Here is a 16,067-nt window from a genome sequence, read left to right on the forward strand (position 1 = left end):
TTTAGAGTCGTCAACATGCCCTAAGTGGAATGACCATTGTATCGCTGGTTGCCCTTCATCTTTCTGAGCATCGTGTTGATTGCCATCGCTTCTTTGATGGCGATGCTTGTCTCGTATGTTGGGAGCAACATGTATGGTGACTGGAAGCTCGTCTTTCAGCAGTTGCAGTCCCAGTCTCGATGGCTGACACTCAGTGTGGCCTGTGCTGTGGCGATCGTACTGATTGCCAAGTTGCATGAATATGAACGCAAACTGGTTTCACCCACTTTGGGGACAAGTTTGCTCGCGTTGCGGATGTTCTTGATTTTAATCATTTTCCTCACGCTCCTCGAACCGGTGTGGACCTGGTCGTACGACAAAGAAACTCTTGGACGTGTCGTCGTGGCACTGGACGTTTCCGACAGCATGGAGACGAGAGACCAGCATGCCGTGCTGTCTGAGAAACTTCGCTGGGCAAAATCCCTTGGGATGTTCGGCAAGAAGGGATCAAAGGGGGACGTCGATGAATGGATTCGTCGATTAGAAGCCAAAGAGGAACCGGAGTGGGTTTCCGCTGAGGAAGAGCCGAACCCGCAACGGCGAGAGCAACGTTCGCAGACACGTCGAAAAGATATCGAAGCGTCTGTCGAAACAGTTGCAGATTATTCGCGATTGGAACTTGCTGCCAAGGTTTTGGCAGCTTCAAAAGAATCGGTTCTCGATCAACTCTCTGAGCATGCCCAAACTGAGTTGGCGATCTTTGCGACCGATGAAACTCGGGTTGAGCGCCAGATTTTTGATGACATTCTGGCTGGAAGTGAGATCAAGCTTCAACGGGGAACGTCAGATTTATCTCAGGCAGTGAATACCGCGATCCAGTCCGATTCCGAAGTTCCGTTGGCGGGTGTGGTGTTGATCTCCGATGGGCGAGACACTTCGAAACTCGATCAAAAGAAATTCCTGCAACGACTCTCCGGGATTGGAGTCCCAGTTCATACCGTGTTAGTCGGTTCGGAGTATCGACCTCGCGATCTGGCAATCTCACATCTAGATGTCCCCGAGACCGTTTTTGAGGACGATTCTTCCATCGTGAAATCGATTGTGCATGCGTTTGGGTTTGAGGATCAGGAAGTCACCGTTTTTCTGGAGGACATTGATTCGCCTGATCGAGAACCGCTTAAAAAAATATTCACTGTGGAGAAAACGGAAACTGAAGTCGCCTTTAACCTGGATAATCTCGACTTGGGACGGCATCGGTTTCGGGTCCGGACAGAGATCAAAGACCGGGAACTTCGAGACGATAACAACAGCAGAGAGTTCTCCATCAATGTGGTCGATGGGACGGCACGAGTGCTGATTTTGGAAGGTGAAGGGCGTTGGGAGTTTCGATATCTTCGAGCAGCCTTGAGTCGTGACAAGCGAGTCACCTTAGACGAGGTACTTTTCGAACAGCCGTTTCTTGGCATTCTTGATGCGCCATTCTTTGATTCGCAACTTTCTCAACTGCCACCCGTTGAGGGGGATGCCACCCAATTCGCCAATTACGACTGCATCATTATCGGAGACGTCTCCCCGCGACATCTCACGCTGGCACATTGGCGGAATCTGGAGCGGTATGTTCGGGATGAGGGAGGAACACTCGTTATGACTGCGGGAAAACGTGATTTCCCACTTTCATATCGCGGCACAATTGTGAATTCTCTTCTGCCGGTCGAGAACTTGCGAACGATCGACTTACAGGGAGAAAATCAAATGCTCCCTCCTGCTCAACGTGGCTTCCATTTTTCGATTACTCCCGATGGGGAACAGATGGCCATGTTTCAGTTAGGGGACGACTGGAATCAGTCGCGGCAAATCTGGAGTCAGCTTCCGGGGCATACCTGGGGGATTCTTGGTCAGGCGAAAGGGGCAGCGACTGTTTATGCCGCTGCGTTGAATCCTGGAGAACGTCCGAGCCTGGAATTAGAGCGTGAAAATGCTTTGGTCGTTCAACACTATGTCGGGACGGGACAAGTTCTTTGGCTCGGAGTTGATAGTACCTGGCGATGGCGTTTTCGAGTGGGCGATTTGTATCACCATCGTTTTTGGGGGCAGTTGATTCGCTGGGCTGTCGGATTTAAAGCGACCGCCGCGACGGAACATGTCCGCTTAGGTCTTACGCGAAGTGTCATTAACGAAGGCGAAGTGACAAAGATTCAGGCGCGTTGGAATGATCGCTTTCTCGCACAGCATCCGAATCTCAAATCGGTTGCAGTCATACGTTCAACCGATGGGACCGACTTCCGGAAGCGTGTTGATCTCAAGGCTGTGGAGCATCAACCATTTATGCACGAAGCAGACGTAAGTGATCTTGCTCCGGGGGAATACCTTGTGACTTTGGAAACACCAGGTATTGAATGGGCGAAGAAATCTCCAGAAACAGTGTTGATCGTTCGAGAGGAGCTTTCTGAAGAACTGACAGACGTGAGTGCGTTTCGAGAACTTCTCATGGAGATTTCGGAAGCTTCGGGAGGCCGCTTCTTTTATCTGGATGAAGTTGCTGAACTCCCGGAACTCTTCGTAGGGACTCAGGACGTCACATTGTTACGGGAAGAAATTCCGTTATGGAGCCATTGGATTGTGCTTGCGATATTCTGTTGTATCGCCATGACGGAATGGGTTGCCAGAAAGGTTAATGGACTTCCGTAGCAACACCAATAATCAATCCCCCTGCCACGTATGAGTGGGGAGCATTCTTTTCATTCCAGCGAATTTCGATCAGCAAGTGCTCTGTGCCACGCCCAAAGAGATCAAATTCCGCGATGACGAAGTCGGTCTCAATTTTCTCGTCGTAACAGAAGCCGACACCGTGTGGTGAGATATCTTTGGTGACACCGACAATGGGTTGATCACGTGTACATTTTGCGAATCCGTCTTCAAGCTGGACGGTCGAAATGTAGATCGGCTCTTCAAATTTCACACGAAGTTCGCCGCGACGTTCTAAGCTGCGACACAGTGAAATTGGTCGACCGCTGAATGTCGAATACGCAATGCCCCGTGCTTCCTTGATTCTCTCAACTGTTGAGGGAATTAAAGAGGTCTGTGTATTGATCTCGTAAGACTTCAGAGAGTCGACGTTTTTGACCATTCTTGCGTCCAGCAGGTGAAAGGAACATCCATGGTGAAATTTAGAACACGTCAGGACTTCTGACCGACTTTTCAACTGAGATTAAGGATTTTATCGGCGGAATGTGCCGATTGAATTGGCTGGAACAGCTGTTGGCCGACGAATTCGAGGGATATTTGTAATCTCGCCTTGCAACATGATCCAAAGGAGAAAGTTCCATAGGCCTTGGAACCGATGAAATCGTAACAACATGACTCATCGAGCAAACTCGTAGGTCTGTTTGTCCGATTCTGTCGCGCGGTCGAGATATTTTTGAATGTCAGACAACTTCCACCGCGGGCGCGATCACATTCTGGATTGGTGTTTGAAATGGCTGCTTTACGAACAACTCATCTCTTTGCGACTGGTCTTCTCGTGCTCGTGGCCCTCAGTGGCTGTCAGTGTTGCGAAGTCTCTGAAATTTATGGAGATCGAATTGACTGCATCGCCGACAAACAACTGACTCTCGACCGCTGGTATCGACCCGGTCTGGATTTGACTCGAATTTGCCAGGATTGCAATACTCAGAGTCCATACCATCAGCACCCTGTCATCTATCCGGAAAGTCGGATCTCAACCCGACCTGCGGTTGAACCGACAATCCCTGATGTTCCACCCTCAGAAGTTCCGCCCCTACCCGAACTGGCTCCTGCTCCACCAGCTGATGATGCATTTCCTTCAGTTGAGGAAGGTTCAGTCATTCCACCTGAGCCCGCCGGGGCAAGAAAACTACCACCGCTCAATGAAACTTCGATGAAGCCGATTGAAACGGTTCCAGCTGCAAAACCAGCAGCATCACCAGCCGCGACTGAGACTCCAAAAGTTGTTTCTCAACCGAATTCCAGTCAACAGGCCAAGACCAGCCAAGAGGTATCGCTTCCACCAGTTTCTGCATTCATCGGGGCTATCAGCACGAAGCAATCCGAGATTTCACAAGTCTCAAAGTCTGAGGCCGCCGTTGCTGAGAAACCGGTAACGGAAACCCTCCCGCAGCAGATGAAAGAGACTCTTCCAAAACCAATCGGACCAGTCTCCGCACCCGCAGGGATCACGCCATCTCAAAAATTCTATCAGCATCAAAATCGTTAACAGCCGGTATATTCCTACCGACAGACAGCTGTGTTATTCCTCGAATGCGAGATCACATCACTCGGTATTCCTGATACCCTCGTTCCAGAAAATGCTGAGGGCTGCAGATTCGGAATTCTTCGACGGAACGAAATGTCCGACTGCGATGTCGACATTTCCATCGGAGTCGAAGTCGCCGATTTCCATGCATGAATAGACCGGGTCACCCGATTCGATTGTGTAACGTTGAAATCGGCCCGGTTCCACCTGCTCAAGCCAGATCACGGAATCGAAAGATTGGTTCCGCCCGCTTTGAAGAACCTTGTGCGGCAGCAGAGAGACAGCGACGATGTCGAGGTCTCCGTCACCGTCAAGATCGTCAGCTAACGCACGATGGGCACCCGGAAATAAAGCCAGACGATGTTCCTGAAATTTCAAATTCCCACTGTTTTCCAGCCAACTCACACCGTGATACGGTTTCGCAAGGGCGGAGTCGAAGGTGTCTCCGTTTGTGTAGAGGATATCCATATCGCCATCCTGGTCGAGATCCACCAGTTCGATACCGCTCGAACCGTATGAAGGGTCAGGTGCTGAATACAGGACGACTTTTTCGAATCCGTCTTCTCTGTTTAGGAAGGCAACAATTTCTTCAAACTCCTGGCTGATGAGCGCGACAAAATCGAGACGCCCATCGTTGTCCAGATCCACAGTCGGGATATGAATCGTTCCGGGCCGGTCGTCAAGCAATGTTTGGTGAAATTGAAAAGTTCCGGAATCGTTATCAATCTCTTGATTGGTCAGCAGATGAATGCCACCTGTGACGTGCCATCCAAACTCAGCCACGATCACATCTTCTTTTCCATCGTTGTTGAAGTCCCCAGAGCGAACATCTGCTACCCTTCCGACTCCCTCTAAAATCGTGACTGGTTGCAAGTCTTTCGAACGGAAGTCAGGAATCCAGAGAACCTTCCCCAAGTGATGGTCCTCCGGAAGAAAGCTCCCGAGATCAGCAATGATCAAATCGTCCTGCTGGTTACCGTTCAGATCACATCGTCGAACAGCCACGGGACTGATGGCAGACTCAGAGTTGGGGGCGATCTGACGGCCATCGAGAGCAAGTCGGCTGAAGAGCCCATGCTTCATGTCGCTGAACTGGAACGTTTGGTCTTGAACTTTGGACCATTCCAGAAATGAAGTGCCCGGTGCATCCCCTTTTGTTGAGTCCGATTGGAAAGGTCTCAGAGTCTCTTTCCGAAAAGAGAATGAACTCGGAATTGAGACCTCCAGGGTCTTTTCTTCGAACAGTGTCTCAGGGGCGAGTGCTCGATAATAAGCGGTCACTTCCGCTTGTGGCGGCGGAGTGAGGTCCGTTCGAGTCGATGTGTAATAGAAATCGTAACCACGTTTGACCTCTTCGTACCAAGCCGACTTCGGAAAGCTGGAGGGCTGGGGTGTTTTGTGACAGGCACCGCAAAAGTGTTCGATTTGTTGTTTCAATTCTTTGTCGTCGAGAACTGATCGATTCGAGCTTTGAGTTGCCGAATCACTCGGTGTCATCAACGCTTCAGAACGACACCCGGAACTGATTGTCAAAGAAGAAAGGCAAAGCAGAATGATTTGCTTCGACAGCATTGAACTGCACCGCTTCCAAAATTTCGATACGTATGGTCAAAGTCTGAATCGACTACTCAATAGCAGATTGTGAGACGTGATTCAAATTCAGACCAGCCGTGATCCCGAGCAATTAGTGCAGATTGCTCTACCGCTTGCCCGTGTCGAACGCTTTTCGCCTGTGAAGTTTCCGATCACCGCGAGGCGGGCAAACTATGTAGTTCTGGAAATGCTCTTCACAGGGAGAACAGGCATTGAAACTGCCCTAAAATGGGTTGCCAATTCCGCCACCGATAGGAGGCATGAATGAACTGCCACCTCCGAACATGCTGGAAAGATCTTCAATGATTGATCCCGGAATCGAAACTTTTGAATTCACCGTCTTTCCAGATCCGCTCAGAGAAACAGACTTCATGACTTCCTGCATTTTCATCCCCATCGAACGCTGCTGCCGGGTGAGAACAAAGTTGCCACTTTCAAGCTCTTTCTGCTGCTTCTCTAAATTCTCTTTTGATTTTGCCAGTGCGTCTTGTGCAGTGGTGAGAGCCGTTTGAGCTGTCTCTGGTTGCAGGAAATTGAGAGCAACATCCAAGTCTAAGTCGTTGGAGAATTTGATAGTCCCAGAGACCGATTCGAGTTCGGATGGGTCAAATGCGCCCCGTGTCATCATCCCCGCCGGCGATTGTGAGAGAGTCGCTCCGGGAGAGATCGAACCGAAAATGACATCTCCTCGAGCGGGGAGAAATGAGAACTTCTCGGCTGCTGTACATTCTCCGTTGCGGTCAATTGCGGCGTGCAGCATCTCCTTGGGACCTGCCACGATTGTTGTGCTGTTAAGTAGAAATCCTGCGGTTGTGTCGTTAGGAATTTCAAAAATTGTTTTGCCCGCATATGACGAAGAGGTCACTCCTTCCCCGAGATTGTTGGGGTCAATCGGTTTTGTTGCATAGATCACCATCATCTGTTTTTGGCGATTGGCAGAAATTCCGACCACAATTTTTTCGATGTCCTCGATCTCGAACTCACCACGTTCTTTGAGTTGTGCTTTGATCTGCTGGCCCGCTTCGCTGGTTCTAAGCGGTTTCATTACCCCAGACTTCCAGACATCGGCGACGCGAATCTCGACGTATGTTTGTGTGTCATTCGGTAACCAGGCCATACGATTTGCTGAACCGCCCAAGCCCTGAAGAAGAGGCAGCAAAAAGTAAACCCCGAGACTCAAGACAGTGAGAAACAGCACTCCTCCGCCGACGATGGCTGCGATTGCCCCTGCTGAAATGCCCGATTTTCCTTTCTTTCGACCCTTCTTTTTCTTTTTGCTCCCTTTGTTTGAAGTCCCCCCTTTTTTCTTCCGTGGAGCCGGTTCGAAATTGTCATCAAATCCATCATCGAATTCGTCACCGGAATCGCCATAGTCGTCACCCCAATCGTCATCGACCGGGGCTGCCTGGGGAGACTTCGCAAGTTTTATGACAAAAGGCTCGCTGCATTTCGGGCAACGAACCTTCTTGCCGACCATCGACTTGTCCTTCAATTTCAACTTTGAAGAACAATGCGAACATGCAACAACGAACGGTGCAGCCATGGTTGTGAGTCTCGCTTGATGGGGGAACTCGACCTCGAACGACTGAGCGTTCCATGAATTTTGAAACGCAGAGATGTTCTCAGTTCAGTCTATTCCTGTTCCTGCATGATTCCCATGCGGATCAACTTGGAGCGACATTCATCACGTTCACGTGATCTTGTGAGCTCTTTCCAGGTTGAGTCTTGAGATTCCAGGAACACAGTCTCGTCGAACGGTGGACAAATTTCGTTTTCAGCCGCGTATTGGTGCATTCGCTGAATGACTTCGACATCCAGTCTCGTCAGGAACATCGCGTTTCGGCGGTAGTCTTGAAAAGCTTCCCAGGCAATTGGAAAGAGTGGCTTGACGATATTTTCGCCGATGGCAGTTGCATATTGGCGAATTTCCAACTGTGCGTGCGAGTCCATGCGCAGTGCCAGAAAGTGCAACAGGTTGTGCAGATCGATTTTCCAATAGGCTTCAGTATATGTGCAAAGCGGGAGATCTTTTCGAGCCTGCTCCCGTGCAACGCCAGCATCAATTCGTTCCTGATACATGCGACGGGTCGCTTCCTGAAACTCCGCTTCAGCTGCGGTCAGGCTTTCGCCGCGGGCCGTATCGAGGAATCCTTCGCTCCCCTGACGATTCATGGTCGCTTGCGTTCGCCATTCTTCAGGAGGTGTGGTTTGTGCAGAATCAATCGCGACCGAGTAGCGTGTGCTGTACTCGTTTACGTTTGCAGTTCGGTGACGGATCCATTGTCTCCAGCAATCCATCGGAACGCGGACAAGGATTTTCAATTCCGCCATCTCAAACGGAGTTGTATGGCGATGCCGCAGCAGGTAGCGAATTAATGTCCTGTCATCAGAGACCTTTTTCGTGCCTGCTCCGTAGCTGACTCGAGCGGCCTGAACGATCGAACCATCGTCGCCCATACAGTCGACCAGACAGACGAAACCATCATTCAAAACCGGGAATTTCTCCCAGCGTAACCGTTCAATTTCACTCGCGTTTGAAGACATGGACTTCCTGAGAACTCTTAGATGTAAATTCGAATTGAGATTGCTGGCTCAGCTCTTCCTGAACATAAGCCTTAAGACCAATCAAATATGGAATCGGCCCATTATGAGCGGCTGAGACTCTGAGTTCAATCGATGCCGTCAGGGAATCAGGATGTTTCGAAATCTTGCCTCAGAATGCCTTGAACTCTATCCGCAGGCTGGTCATTCTGTCTCCAGAGAAACGATTTCATATGTGCATCCGGTCGGTGGTGATGAGGAATACAGCGGGATTGTCCCTGCCCCAGAAAGAGTCTTTCGGTCGCAATTTGAAGGTTTTGGGGGAGAGCGAACACTTCGAGGACCGCCAATGAGCAGCTGCGGCCCGATTTTTGCGACCCAATTTTATTGAGAAAGAACAAGTTTCGTGCCAACAACTGAATGGACCCCGACGACAGTCAGTGAACTCAGTCGGATTGTGTCAGAGAATTTTCAGGAACAAAAATCCTCCTTCATGCCAGTCGGGGGACGCACTTCTCTGCATTCTGCCGGGCAGGTCTCGGGCGAGACGGTTCTTCTGGAAACTGGGGAACTAAATCAAATTATCGAATACCCCTCTCGCGATATGACGATCACCGTGGAGGCGGGAATCCGATTCGAGACGTTGCAGGAAGAGCTCGCCAAGGAGAAACAGCGGCTTCCTATCGATATCCCGCAGGCAAGTCGCGCCTCTCTAGGAGGAGCGATTGCTTCGAATACGAGCGGACCTTCGCGATTCGGTTACGGAACATTTCGAGACTATGTCATCGGAATTTCTGCGGTGGATGGACAAGGACGGTTATTCTCTGCGGGCGGGAAGGTCGTCAAAAATGTCGCTGGCTATGATCTCGGCAAATTATTGATCGGCTCGATGGGAACGCTGGCAACGATTACTGAAGTCACTTTGAAGCTTCGACCGATTTTTGAGACGCGAGTGATTGTCATCGCCTCCTTCGAACCGGAGTTTGATCTGGATGCTGTCCTCGTCGCGATGAATAAGTCAGCCACGCGCCCCTGTGTTCTCGACCTGCTTAACACGAAGGCTGCCTGGCAGTTGGACGGCGAAGCGAACCTGAAGTTGCCGGATGGGAAAACCTTACTGTGGATAGAGTACGAAGGAACCGCAGCTGAGACAAACTGGCAAACCACCACGGTTATCGAAGAACTCAAGCAGTATCGACCAGTGGATGTCGTCACAATTCAAGACGATTCACATGAGCAATTTCACGATGCGTTGCGCGAGTTCCAAACGGCCTCCGATGATCCGGTGACCTTCCGAGCCAGCTTGCCGAAATCTCTGTGCGCTGAATTTCTCAAACTGGCGACCGATGCAAATGTCGCTGCGCAGGCACATGCCGGGAACGGTGTCGTCTACGGACATCTTCCGGATCGATGCACAACTCCGCAGATCGCAAATGAAATCCTGCTTCCACTTCGAAACTTCGCCGAATCGCATCAAGGTGCTTTAACGGTGCTGAGTTCTGACGGTGAATGGGCAGACAAAATCGATTTATACGGCCGCAAAAATTCCGCATGGGAGCTAATGTCCCGGGTCAAAGAGACTCTTGATCCAGGAAAACTCATGAGCCCAAATCGATTTATCACTTAGAGAAATTTTGAAAGAGATATGGGGTCTGTCTCGAAGAAATGAGTGATTCGTCACTTGAAAAGAACCTTCTCAGAGACAGAAAACACGAAAGTGTTCTCGTGCAAATCCAAAATTGTTCTTCGCGTTCTGGCGTGTGGTAAATACCAATTTTACTGGTGTAATGTGTTCAACACAGGGACACGGAAGTGAACTGCTCTGTGAGTTCATTCAACTCCACTCAAGTCATGCGTTACCGGGACATCAAATCTTGTGCTGATCCTTCAAAAATAATTGAATTCAAACAACACACAAACACAAACAGGAACATCCCCAATGTCTGAACACCCTCGTACAATGCGCTGGAATGGCGACTCTCATGGCTGGTTGACGATGATCGACCAAACTTTACTGCCAGTGGAATTCAAAGAGATTGATTGCCGGACCGTTGAAGAGATTTGGGAAGCAATCAAAATGCTCCGTGTTCGTGGCGCCCCTGCTATTGGTTGTTCAGCTGCGTATGGAGTTGTCATTGGTCTGCAAACATTGGCAAAGGACGCTGATCGCAAAGATTTTGATGCGCGCTTGGAGGAAGTGGCGACCTACCTTGCTGGCAGTCGTCCAACTGCGGTCAATTTATTTTGGGCGCTTGATCGCATGAAGCGGGTCGCTGCTGAGAACCAAGAGCTTGAACCAAAAGAGATGCACGCTCGTCTCCTCTCCGAAGCGGTTGCAATCGAGGATGAAGATCGTGAAATGTGCGCAGCCATTGGTCGACACGGTGCGAAGCTGATTGAATCAGGAACTGGAATCCTGACGCACTGCAATGCCGGTGGCTTAGCAACCGCAGGAGATGGAACGGCTCTCGCAGTGATGTTCGCTGCAGCGGCGCAAGGAAAAGAGATTCAAGTCTATGCCGATGAAACACGGCCACTCCTTCAGGGAGCCCGGCTCACGACATGGGAACTGCAGCAGCGAGGCGTTCCCGTCACGCTCATTTGTGATTCCATGGCAGGTCAGGTCATGAAAGAAAAACGGGTGCAGGCAGTTATTACTGGAGCTGACCGCATCGCAGCCAATGGAGATGCATGCAACAAAATCGGGACGTATTCTGTCGCAGTTCTCGCGAAGGCTCATGGCATTCCATTTTACGTCGCCGCTCCTTCGAGCACCTTTGATCTCTCGCTGGAAAATGGTGAGCTAATTCCTATTGAGGAAAGGCTCGCTGAAGAAATTACAGCTGGGATGGGAAAGCAGACCGCTCCAGTAGACACGAATGTCTACAATCCTGCATTTGACGTCGCCCCTGCCGAGCTAATCGACGCGATTATCACTGAAAAGGGGATCATTCGCCCAGTCACGAAAGAGAACGTCAGAGCGATGCTGGAAAGCTAGAGGATCTTTCGAATTGGTTTGCAGGTTCTGCCTCGTGGCGAACAGTATTTTTACTAGCGAAATGCGTTCTTCATGGGCACACGGTAGAGTAAACTGCGATAGCTCCCGGGGGTGAGTCACCGTGGGGTGAATGGGAAACTGAAGAACTCAATGAAACATGCTCTCCGTCTGTCATTGAGACATAAAAAAAGCACCAAACCGAGGTTTGGTGCTTTTTTGTTGAATGCAGGTGAAGATCGATAAAGTGAAGACCGTTAGACGCTGACGACTTCTTCATCTTCGGGGACTTTTTCGCCACCGGTATCTTCCAGAAGTTCGTCCGCGTCTCCACTGTAAAGCGACTCAACAAATCCTCGCAGGTGCTCGGCACGTGTTTGGTGTTGGAGCTTTCGAAGAGCCTTCGATTCGATCTGGCGAATACGTTCTCTGGTCACTTTGAAGATGCGTCCGGTCTCTTCCAGCGTGTAGCTGTAACCATCACCAAGTCCGTAACGGAGTTTAATGATTTCCCGTTCACGGTATGTGAGGCTCTTCAACACGTGGTTGATTTTGTCACGCAGCATTTGGTGCATTGCGGAATCAGCAGGAGTGTTCTCGCTGGAGTCCTGCAGGAAGTCACCGTAGCTTGAGTCTTCGCTTTCGCCGACTGGAGTATCGAGGCTGATCGGATGCTTCCAGGTTTTCATGATCCGTTCGGTCTCTTCGACCGAAAGGTCAACTGCTTCAGCGAGCTCTTCAGTGGTTGGTTCGCGACCGGTTTCCTGTCGAATTTGTTCGCTTTTGGCTTTCAGAGTTGAAATGCTCTGGAACATATGAACCGGAATACGAATCGTTCGAGCGTGATCAGCAACAGCGCGGGTGATCGCTTGTCGAATCCACCATGTGGCGTATGTCGAAAACTTATAACCACGTCGATATTCGTATTTCTCAACACCACGCATGAGACCTGCGTTTCCTTCCTGAATCAGGTCCAGGAAGCTCAGGCCACGATTACGGTATTTCTTGGCAATCGAGACGACAAGTCTCAGGTTTCCACCGGAGAGTTGCTGTTTGGCGTGTGTCCAGGCATCAAAACGCTGACGGATTTTAATCAAGCGAGCTTTATACTCGGCAGGTGTTTCGCAGGTCATATCGACCAGTTCTGCGAGTTCCTGCTTCATCATCTCGACTTCACGAGCCGCTGAAGGTCGTCGACGCAGCAATTTGATATCACGGACGAGTTCGTTCATTCGATCACCGATTTGCTGCATCCGTTTGTAAACGGGTTGCAGGCGGTGAGTTCGCACAGACAATTCTTCAGCGAGAGAACACATCTTACGGCGACGCAGAACCATTCGAGAACGAGCGGCTTTCTTCTGGTCGTCTGTCGCTTTTTCAGACATCGTCAATTCGAAGTCTTTTCGGTTCTCAGCGAGCAAGTGTTTGAGAGTCGGCAAGTTGACGGGCATCCGGCCGAGGATCTGTTCTTTCTTTGTGTTCTCTGTATCCGAAGTCCGCAGAGTACGCTCGAACGGCAAATCGCCTGTATGCACTTGGTCAAGAATATCGACCGCTGTTGTCAGGGAGAAATCGGACTCCATGAGTGTGCGGCGATATCGTTTACGAGTAATTTCGATTTGCTTCGCGAGGAAGATCTCGTCTTCACGTGTCAAAAGAGGAATGTTCCCCATCTGGCTCAGGTACATCCGAATCGGATCGCGAGAAGACATTGGAGTTTCAGGCTCAATGAGTCCGCGAGCGACAGCAAGTTCGGTCACCTCAGGCTCACTGGTCTGCTGCTCCATCCGCGTCTTTTCTGCAACGGTGTCCGGTGCAGAAGGGTCGTTCATCAGTGGCAAATCTTTTTCTTCAAGAGCCTGAATGATGCGGTCCATCATGACAGGATCGCCACCTTCATCTGGCAAATACTTATCCACAGCCTGGTACGTTAAGTAACCAAGCTTGGTGGAACGATCGATCAATCCTTTGAGGCCTGAATCCAGTCGATGCACGGCTCACTCCCAATATGAATCAAATTCGTGTGTTTGAAAATATAAGTCCCGTTACATTAAAATCACGGGCAACTCTAAATAAATATCCGTAAAGACAGATCCCACGTCTCTATCACTAATCGAAGGTCATTCTGCAGTCGGAATCATCCCGCCGATCATTATGACCCTCGTAACCTGAATTGTATTTTGAGAGAGCGTTGATGGAGATCATGCTTGTTTTCGTTTTCTGGCAATCTCTGTGATTGTACTCTGTGTCGTGTCAACAACTGGTCGTTTGTCCGACGGTTGTGACGTACTGACGAATCTGCTTAAGTCGATCAGTCGACTTAATTGAGAATGTGGACCAGCGAAACAAAGCCCAGCCCGGTGGCACACCAATCTTTAGACCGTATACGCACCATTTGATGATTCTTTTCACGAGTTTGAACTTTATGGCCTAGTACGTTCCATGAAGAGCCCCTCTTCATGGGGATCGCGATTCTGATAAGTCGCACCAAACTGTTCAAATGAGAATGACTCAATGTGAAAGAATTGTGTGAGCAACCTGAGAAACTATTACTGCCTCGAATTGAGGAACGACCCCCATCGTTCTGTTCACTCTGATGTTTATCAAGCTGACCTTGACCAGGGTGGTTGCGGCAGGCTTCTTCGGCAGGTCGTAATCTGCTTTGTTGGCAGATTTGGGGTGAGTGCATCCTTACTCTCTCCCGGCTAGTGAACAATTGACACGTCTTAACACTGACACGCCTTATTTTACTAACACGCCTTACTTTAACGCTGTCACGCTGGAAGAGCGTGACAAGTCTGGGCAGTTGAGAAGGTGACAAAGAATCTGGAACTCGGATTTCTAGAACTTGAAGTTGTTGTAACATCTTGTCAACAAACAATTTCTGAATCCTCAAGCGGCCTCGTTCAGTTGTCATTTTCTCTCTCAACTGAACAGCCATCGTAACAAAAGCTTCCACCTCGTCCACGCAAATTTTTTTTAATCGGCCGATTTCTTCAAAAAACATAAAGTTCGCTATCTAAACAATTATTAGACGCGAAATCTCGTTGCGTCAACGAGGTTTCCGTCAATTTACAGCTGTTGAGTTAATCGCGGATTCATTTGCGTAGAGTTCAGCAACCGAGAGATTGGATGACAAACTGCAACATCGAACGTTGATGCAGTTGCAAACATGCATTTCACTCGGTAATTCCTGACATCGTCGGGAATTGTGGTGAGGAGACGTTATAAACCGGGCGCAACCGCAAGACACTTCAACACGTCTTGATCCCGGAGATACAAGCGACCGTTAGAAAGCGCTGGAAGCGCACGAACGGTGCCACGCAACGGACGTGCCTTTGACAGAACTTTCGTTCCAGTCGGACTCATCTCGGTGAGCAGAAGTTCGCCGTTCGTCTTGCAAATGAGAATTTTCCCGTCGGCTCCCAGAAGTGTGCCGTACCCGAAACTCTGTTTGGTCCAAAGGACTTTTCCGGTTGCGGCTTCCAGGCACTTCAAATCTGCCGGAGGAATGTCGTCGCGACCATCGATGACATAAAGATGTTCCGCTGCATGAATCGGCGTGCAGTATTGAGTAGCGAGTTCCTTCGGGCCATCCCAGATGGTTTTAAAATTCAACAGGTTAAATTTTGCATAGACCGAGCCAAGTCCGTAGCTCGAAGTCACTAGCAGATGCTCCCCGATGACAAGCGGCGTTGCTCCGTTGACTGTCGGTCCGCGCTGCCCGAAAGGAAACTGGAACCGGACGGTTCCCGATTTGGCATCCATGAGCAGGCATCGGTAACGCGTCACGACGAGAACATGCTTCATCCCGTTGACCAGGCATGTTGTCGGAGCGGCATAGCTGGCGGGCTCGTCGGTTTTCTGCCATCGAACTGCTCCGTCCTCCAGAGCGAAGGCAACCATTCCGGCCTTCTTCTTCGATCCGCCAACATTCACAATCACCAGATCGTCCACGACGATCGGACTGCTTCCGGCTCCGAAGTACCCTTCCCTTGCTCCGAACTCCTCATGCGTCTTGACTTGCCAGCGACGCGTGCCTGTTTCGAGGTCTGTGCAGGTTAACACTCCTTGAGCACCATAGGTGATGACGTTTCCTTCAGAGATCGTCGGAACGCAAAGTGGACCTTCTCCGCCACCGACTTGTGGATAGAATGTGGTCGGATAGCCGGATTTCCAAAGAGTGTCCCCCGTTTTCACATCAAGGGCTTCAACGACCTCCTCGTTTCGGACACGATGGAAAAGAATCGCCCTGTTCTCGACTGCAGCGATCCCAGCGTACCCGCTGCCGACTTCCTTCTCCCACAGAAGCTTTGGTCCCTCTTGCTCCCATTTTGAAAGCAGTTTTTCATCGTCAGCCGCGATTCCATTTCGTTTCGGCCCCAAAATTTGAGGCCAATCACCTGCATACGAGGTTGCACAAAGCAATATCATGCAAGCAAGACTCCCTGATAATGACCTCAGCATTCTGTCTCTCCGTAGTAATTTGATTCATTGATTTACACATCTTGTGCAGAGCTGAAGCAAGGTTCAAGCAAGGAGACTTGGATTCTGTGAAACATTTTCTCTCTCAGCGAAAATCATTCAATGGAAGCGAGAGTGTGAAAATGATCGAAATAGTTTGAGCGATTCGGCACTCAGAGACGTACTTCTCTTATGATGAATTCCTGCCTGTTGTGGATTCTC

The 16,067-nt window shown here is 50.0% G+C and carries 11 protein-coding genes; 5 read left to right on the plus strand and 6 right to left on the minus strand.

Annotation, left to right across the window (positions count from 1 at the left end):
- The first annotated feature begins 36 nt into the window (after window positions 1–36).
- Window positions 37–2,667, plus strand: coding sequence for a hypothetical protein (locus ACN0YR_RS07145; protein ID WP_417848506.1), 2,631 nt, complete (start codon window positions 37–39; stop codon window positions 2,665–2,667).
- Here ACN0YR_RS07145 and ACN0YR_RS07150 read toward each other — a convergent pair.
- Window positions 2,651–3,106 (minus strand): hypothetical protein, encoded by a 456-nt coding sequence (locus tag ACN0YR_RS07150; protein ID WP_417848507.1) that lies wholly within the window; start codon window positions 3,104–3,106, stop codon window positions 2,651–2,653. The two genes, ACN0YR_RS07145 and ACN0YR_RS07150, sit on opposite strands and share 17 nt — an antisense overlap.
- A gap of 348 nt (window positions 3,107–3,454) precedes the next feature.
- On the opposite strand from ACN0YR_RS07150, the gene ACN0YR_RS07155 reads away from it, so the two are divergent.
- Window positions 3,455–4,213: a hypothetical protein gene (locus ACN0YR_RS07155; protein WP_417848508.1), complete on the plus strand. Its 759-nt coding sequence runs from the start codon at window positions 3,455–3,457 to the stop codon at window positions 4,211–4,213.
- 57 nt (window positions 4,214–4,270) lie between these two features.
- On the opposite strand, the gene ACN0YR_RS07160 is transcribed toward ACN0YR_RS07155, so the two are convergent.
- The 3 genes from ACN0YR_RS07160 to thyX all read right to left on the minus strand — a co-directional run bounded on the left by ACN0YR_RS07160 (window position 4,271) and on the right by thyX (window position 8,389).
- Complete coding sequence (locus tag ACN0YR_RS07160; protein WP_417848509.1) at window positions 4,271–5,824, minus strand: FG-GAP repeat domain-containing protein; 1,554 nt, start codon at window positions 5,822–5,824, stop codon at window positions 4,271–4,273.
- A gap of 244 nt (window positions 5,825–6,068) precedes the next feature.
- Window positions 6,069–7,322 (minus strand): hypothetical protein, encoded by a 1,254-nt coding sequence (locus ACN0YR_RS07165; RefSeq protein WP_417848510.1) that lies wholly within the window; start codon window positions 7,320–7,322, stop codon window positions 6,069–6,071.
- Window positions 7,323–7,477: 155 nt separating this feature from the next.
- Entirely contained in the window at window positions 7,478–8,389 is a 912-nt protein-coding gene (thyX, locus tag ACN0YR_RS07170) for an FAD-dependent thymidylate synthase (RefSeq protein WP_417848511.1), read from the minus strand.
- Between the two features lie 151 nt (window positions 8,390–8,540).
- Between thyX and ACN0YR_RS07175 the strand changes: the two genes are divergently transcribed.
- The 3 genes from ACN0YR_RS07175 (at window position 8,541) to mtnA (ending at window position 11,384) form a co-directional block, all read left to right on the plus strand.
- The gene (locus tag ACN0YR_RS07175; protein WP_417848512.1) at window positions 8,541–8,777 is read left to right on the plus strand and encodes a hypothetical protein; all 237 of its coding nucleotides are present in this window, start codon (window positions 8,541–8,543) and stop codon (window positions 8,775–8,777) included.
- Window positions 8,778–8,792: 15 nt separating this feature from the next.
- Complete coding sequence (locus tag ACN0YR_RS07180; RefSeq protein WP_417848513.1) at window positions 8,793–10,013, plus strand: FAD-binding oxidoreductase; 1,221 nt, start codon at window positions 8,793–8,795, stop codon at window positions 10,011–10,013.
- A gap of 312 nt (window positions 10,014–10,325) precedes the next feature.
- Window positions 10,326–11,384, plus strand: a complete 1,059-nt coding sequence (gene mtnA / locus ACN0YR_RS07185; RefSeq protein WP_417848514.1) for an S-methyl-5-thioribose-1-phosphate isomerase — start codon at window positions 10,326–10,328, stop codon at window positions 11,382–11,384.
- Between the two features lie 254 nt (window positions 11,385–11,638).
- Here the strand turns inward: mtnA and ACN0YR_RS07190 are convergent, their stop codons facing one another.
- Both ACN0YR_RS07190 and ACN0YR_RS07195 read right to left on the minus strand, forming a co-directional pair.
- Window positions 11,639–13,375: a sigma-70 family RNA polymerase sigma factor gene (locus ACN0YR_RS07190; RefSeq protein WP_417848515.1), complete on the minus strand. Its 1,737-nt coding sequence runs from the start codon at window positions 13,373–13,375 to the stop codon at window positions 11,639–11,641.
- A 1,231-nt stretch (window positions 13,376–14,606) separates the two neighbouring features.
- Window positions 14,607–15,815, minus strand: coding sequence for a PQQ-binding-like beta-propeller repeat protein (locus ACN0YR_RS07195; RefSeq protein WP_417848516.1), 1,209 nt, complete (start codon window positions 15,813–15,815; stop codon window positions 14,607–14,609).
- Between the last annotated feature and the right edge of the window lie 252 nt (window positions 15,816–16,067).

This window comes from Thalassoglobus sp., assembly GCF_048270125.1.
Taxonomy (GTDB): Bacteria; Planctomycetota; Planctomycetia; order Planctomycetales; family Planctomycetaceae; genus Thalassoglobus.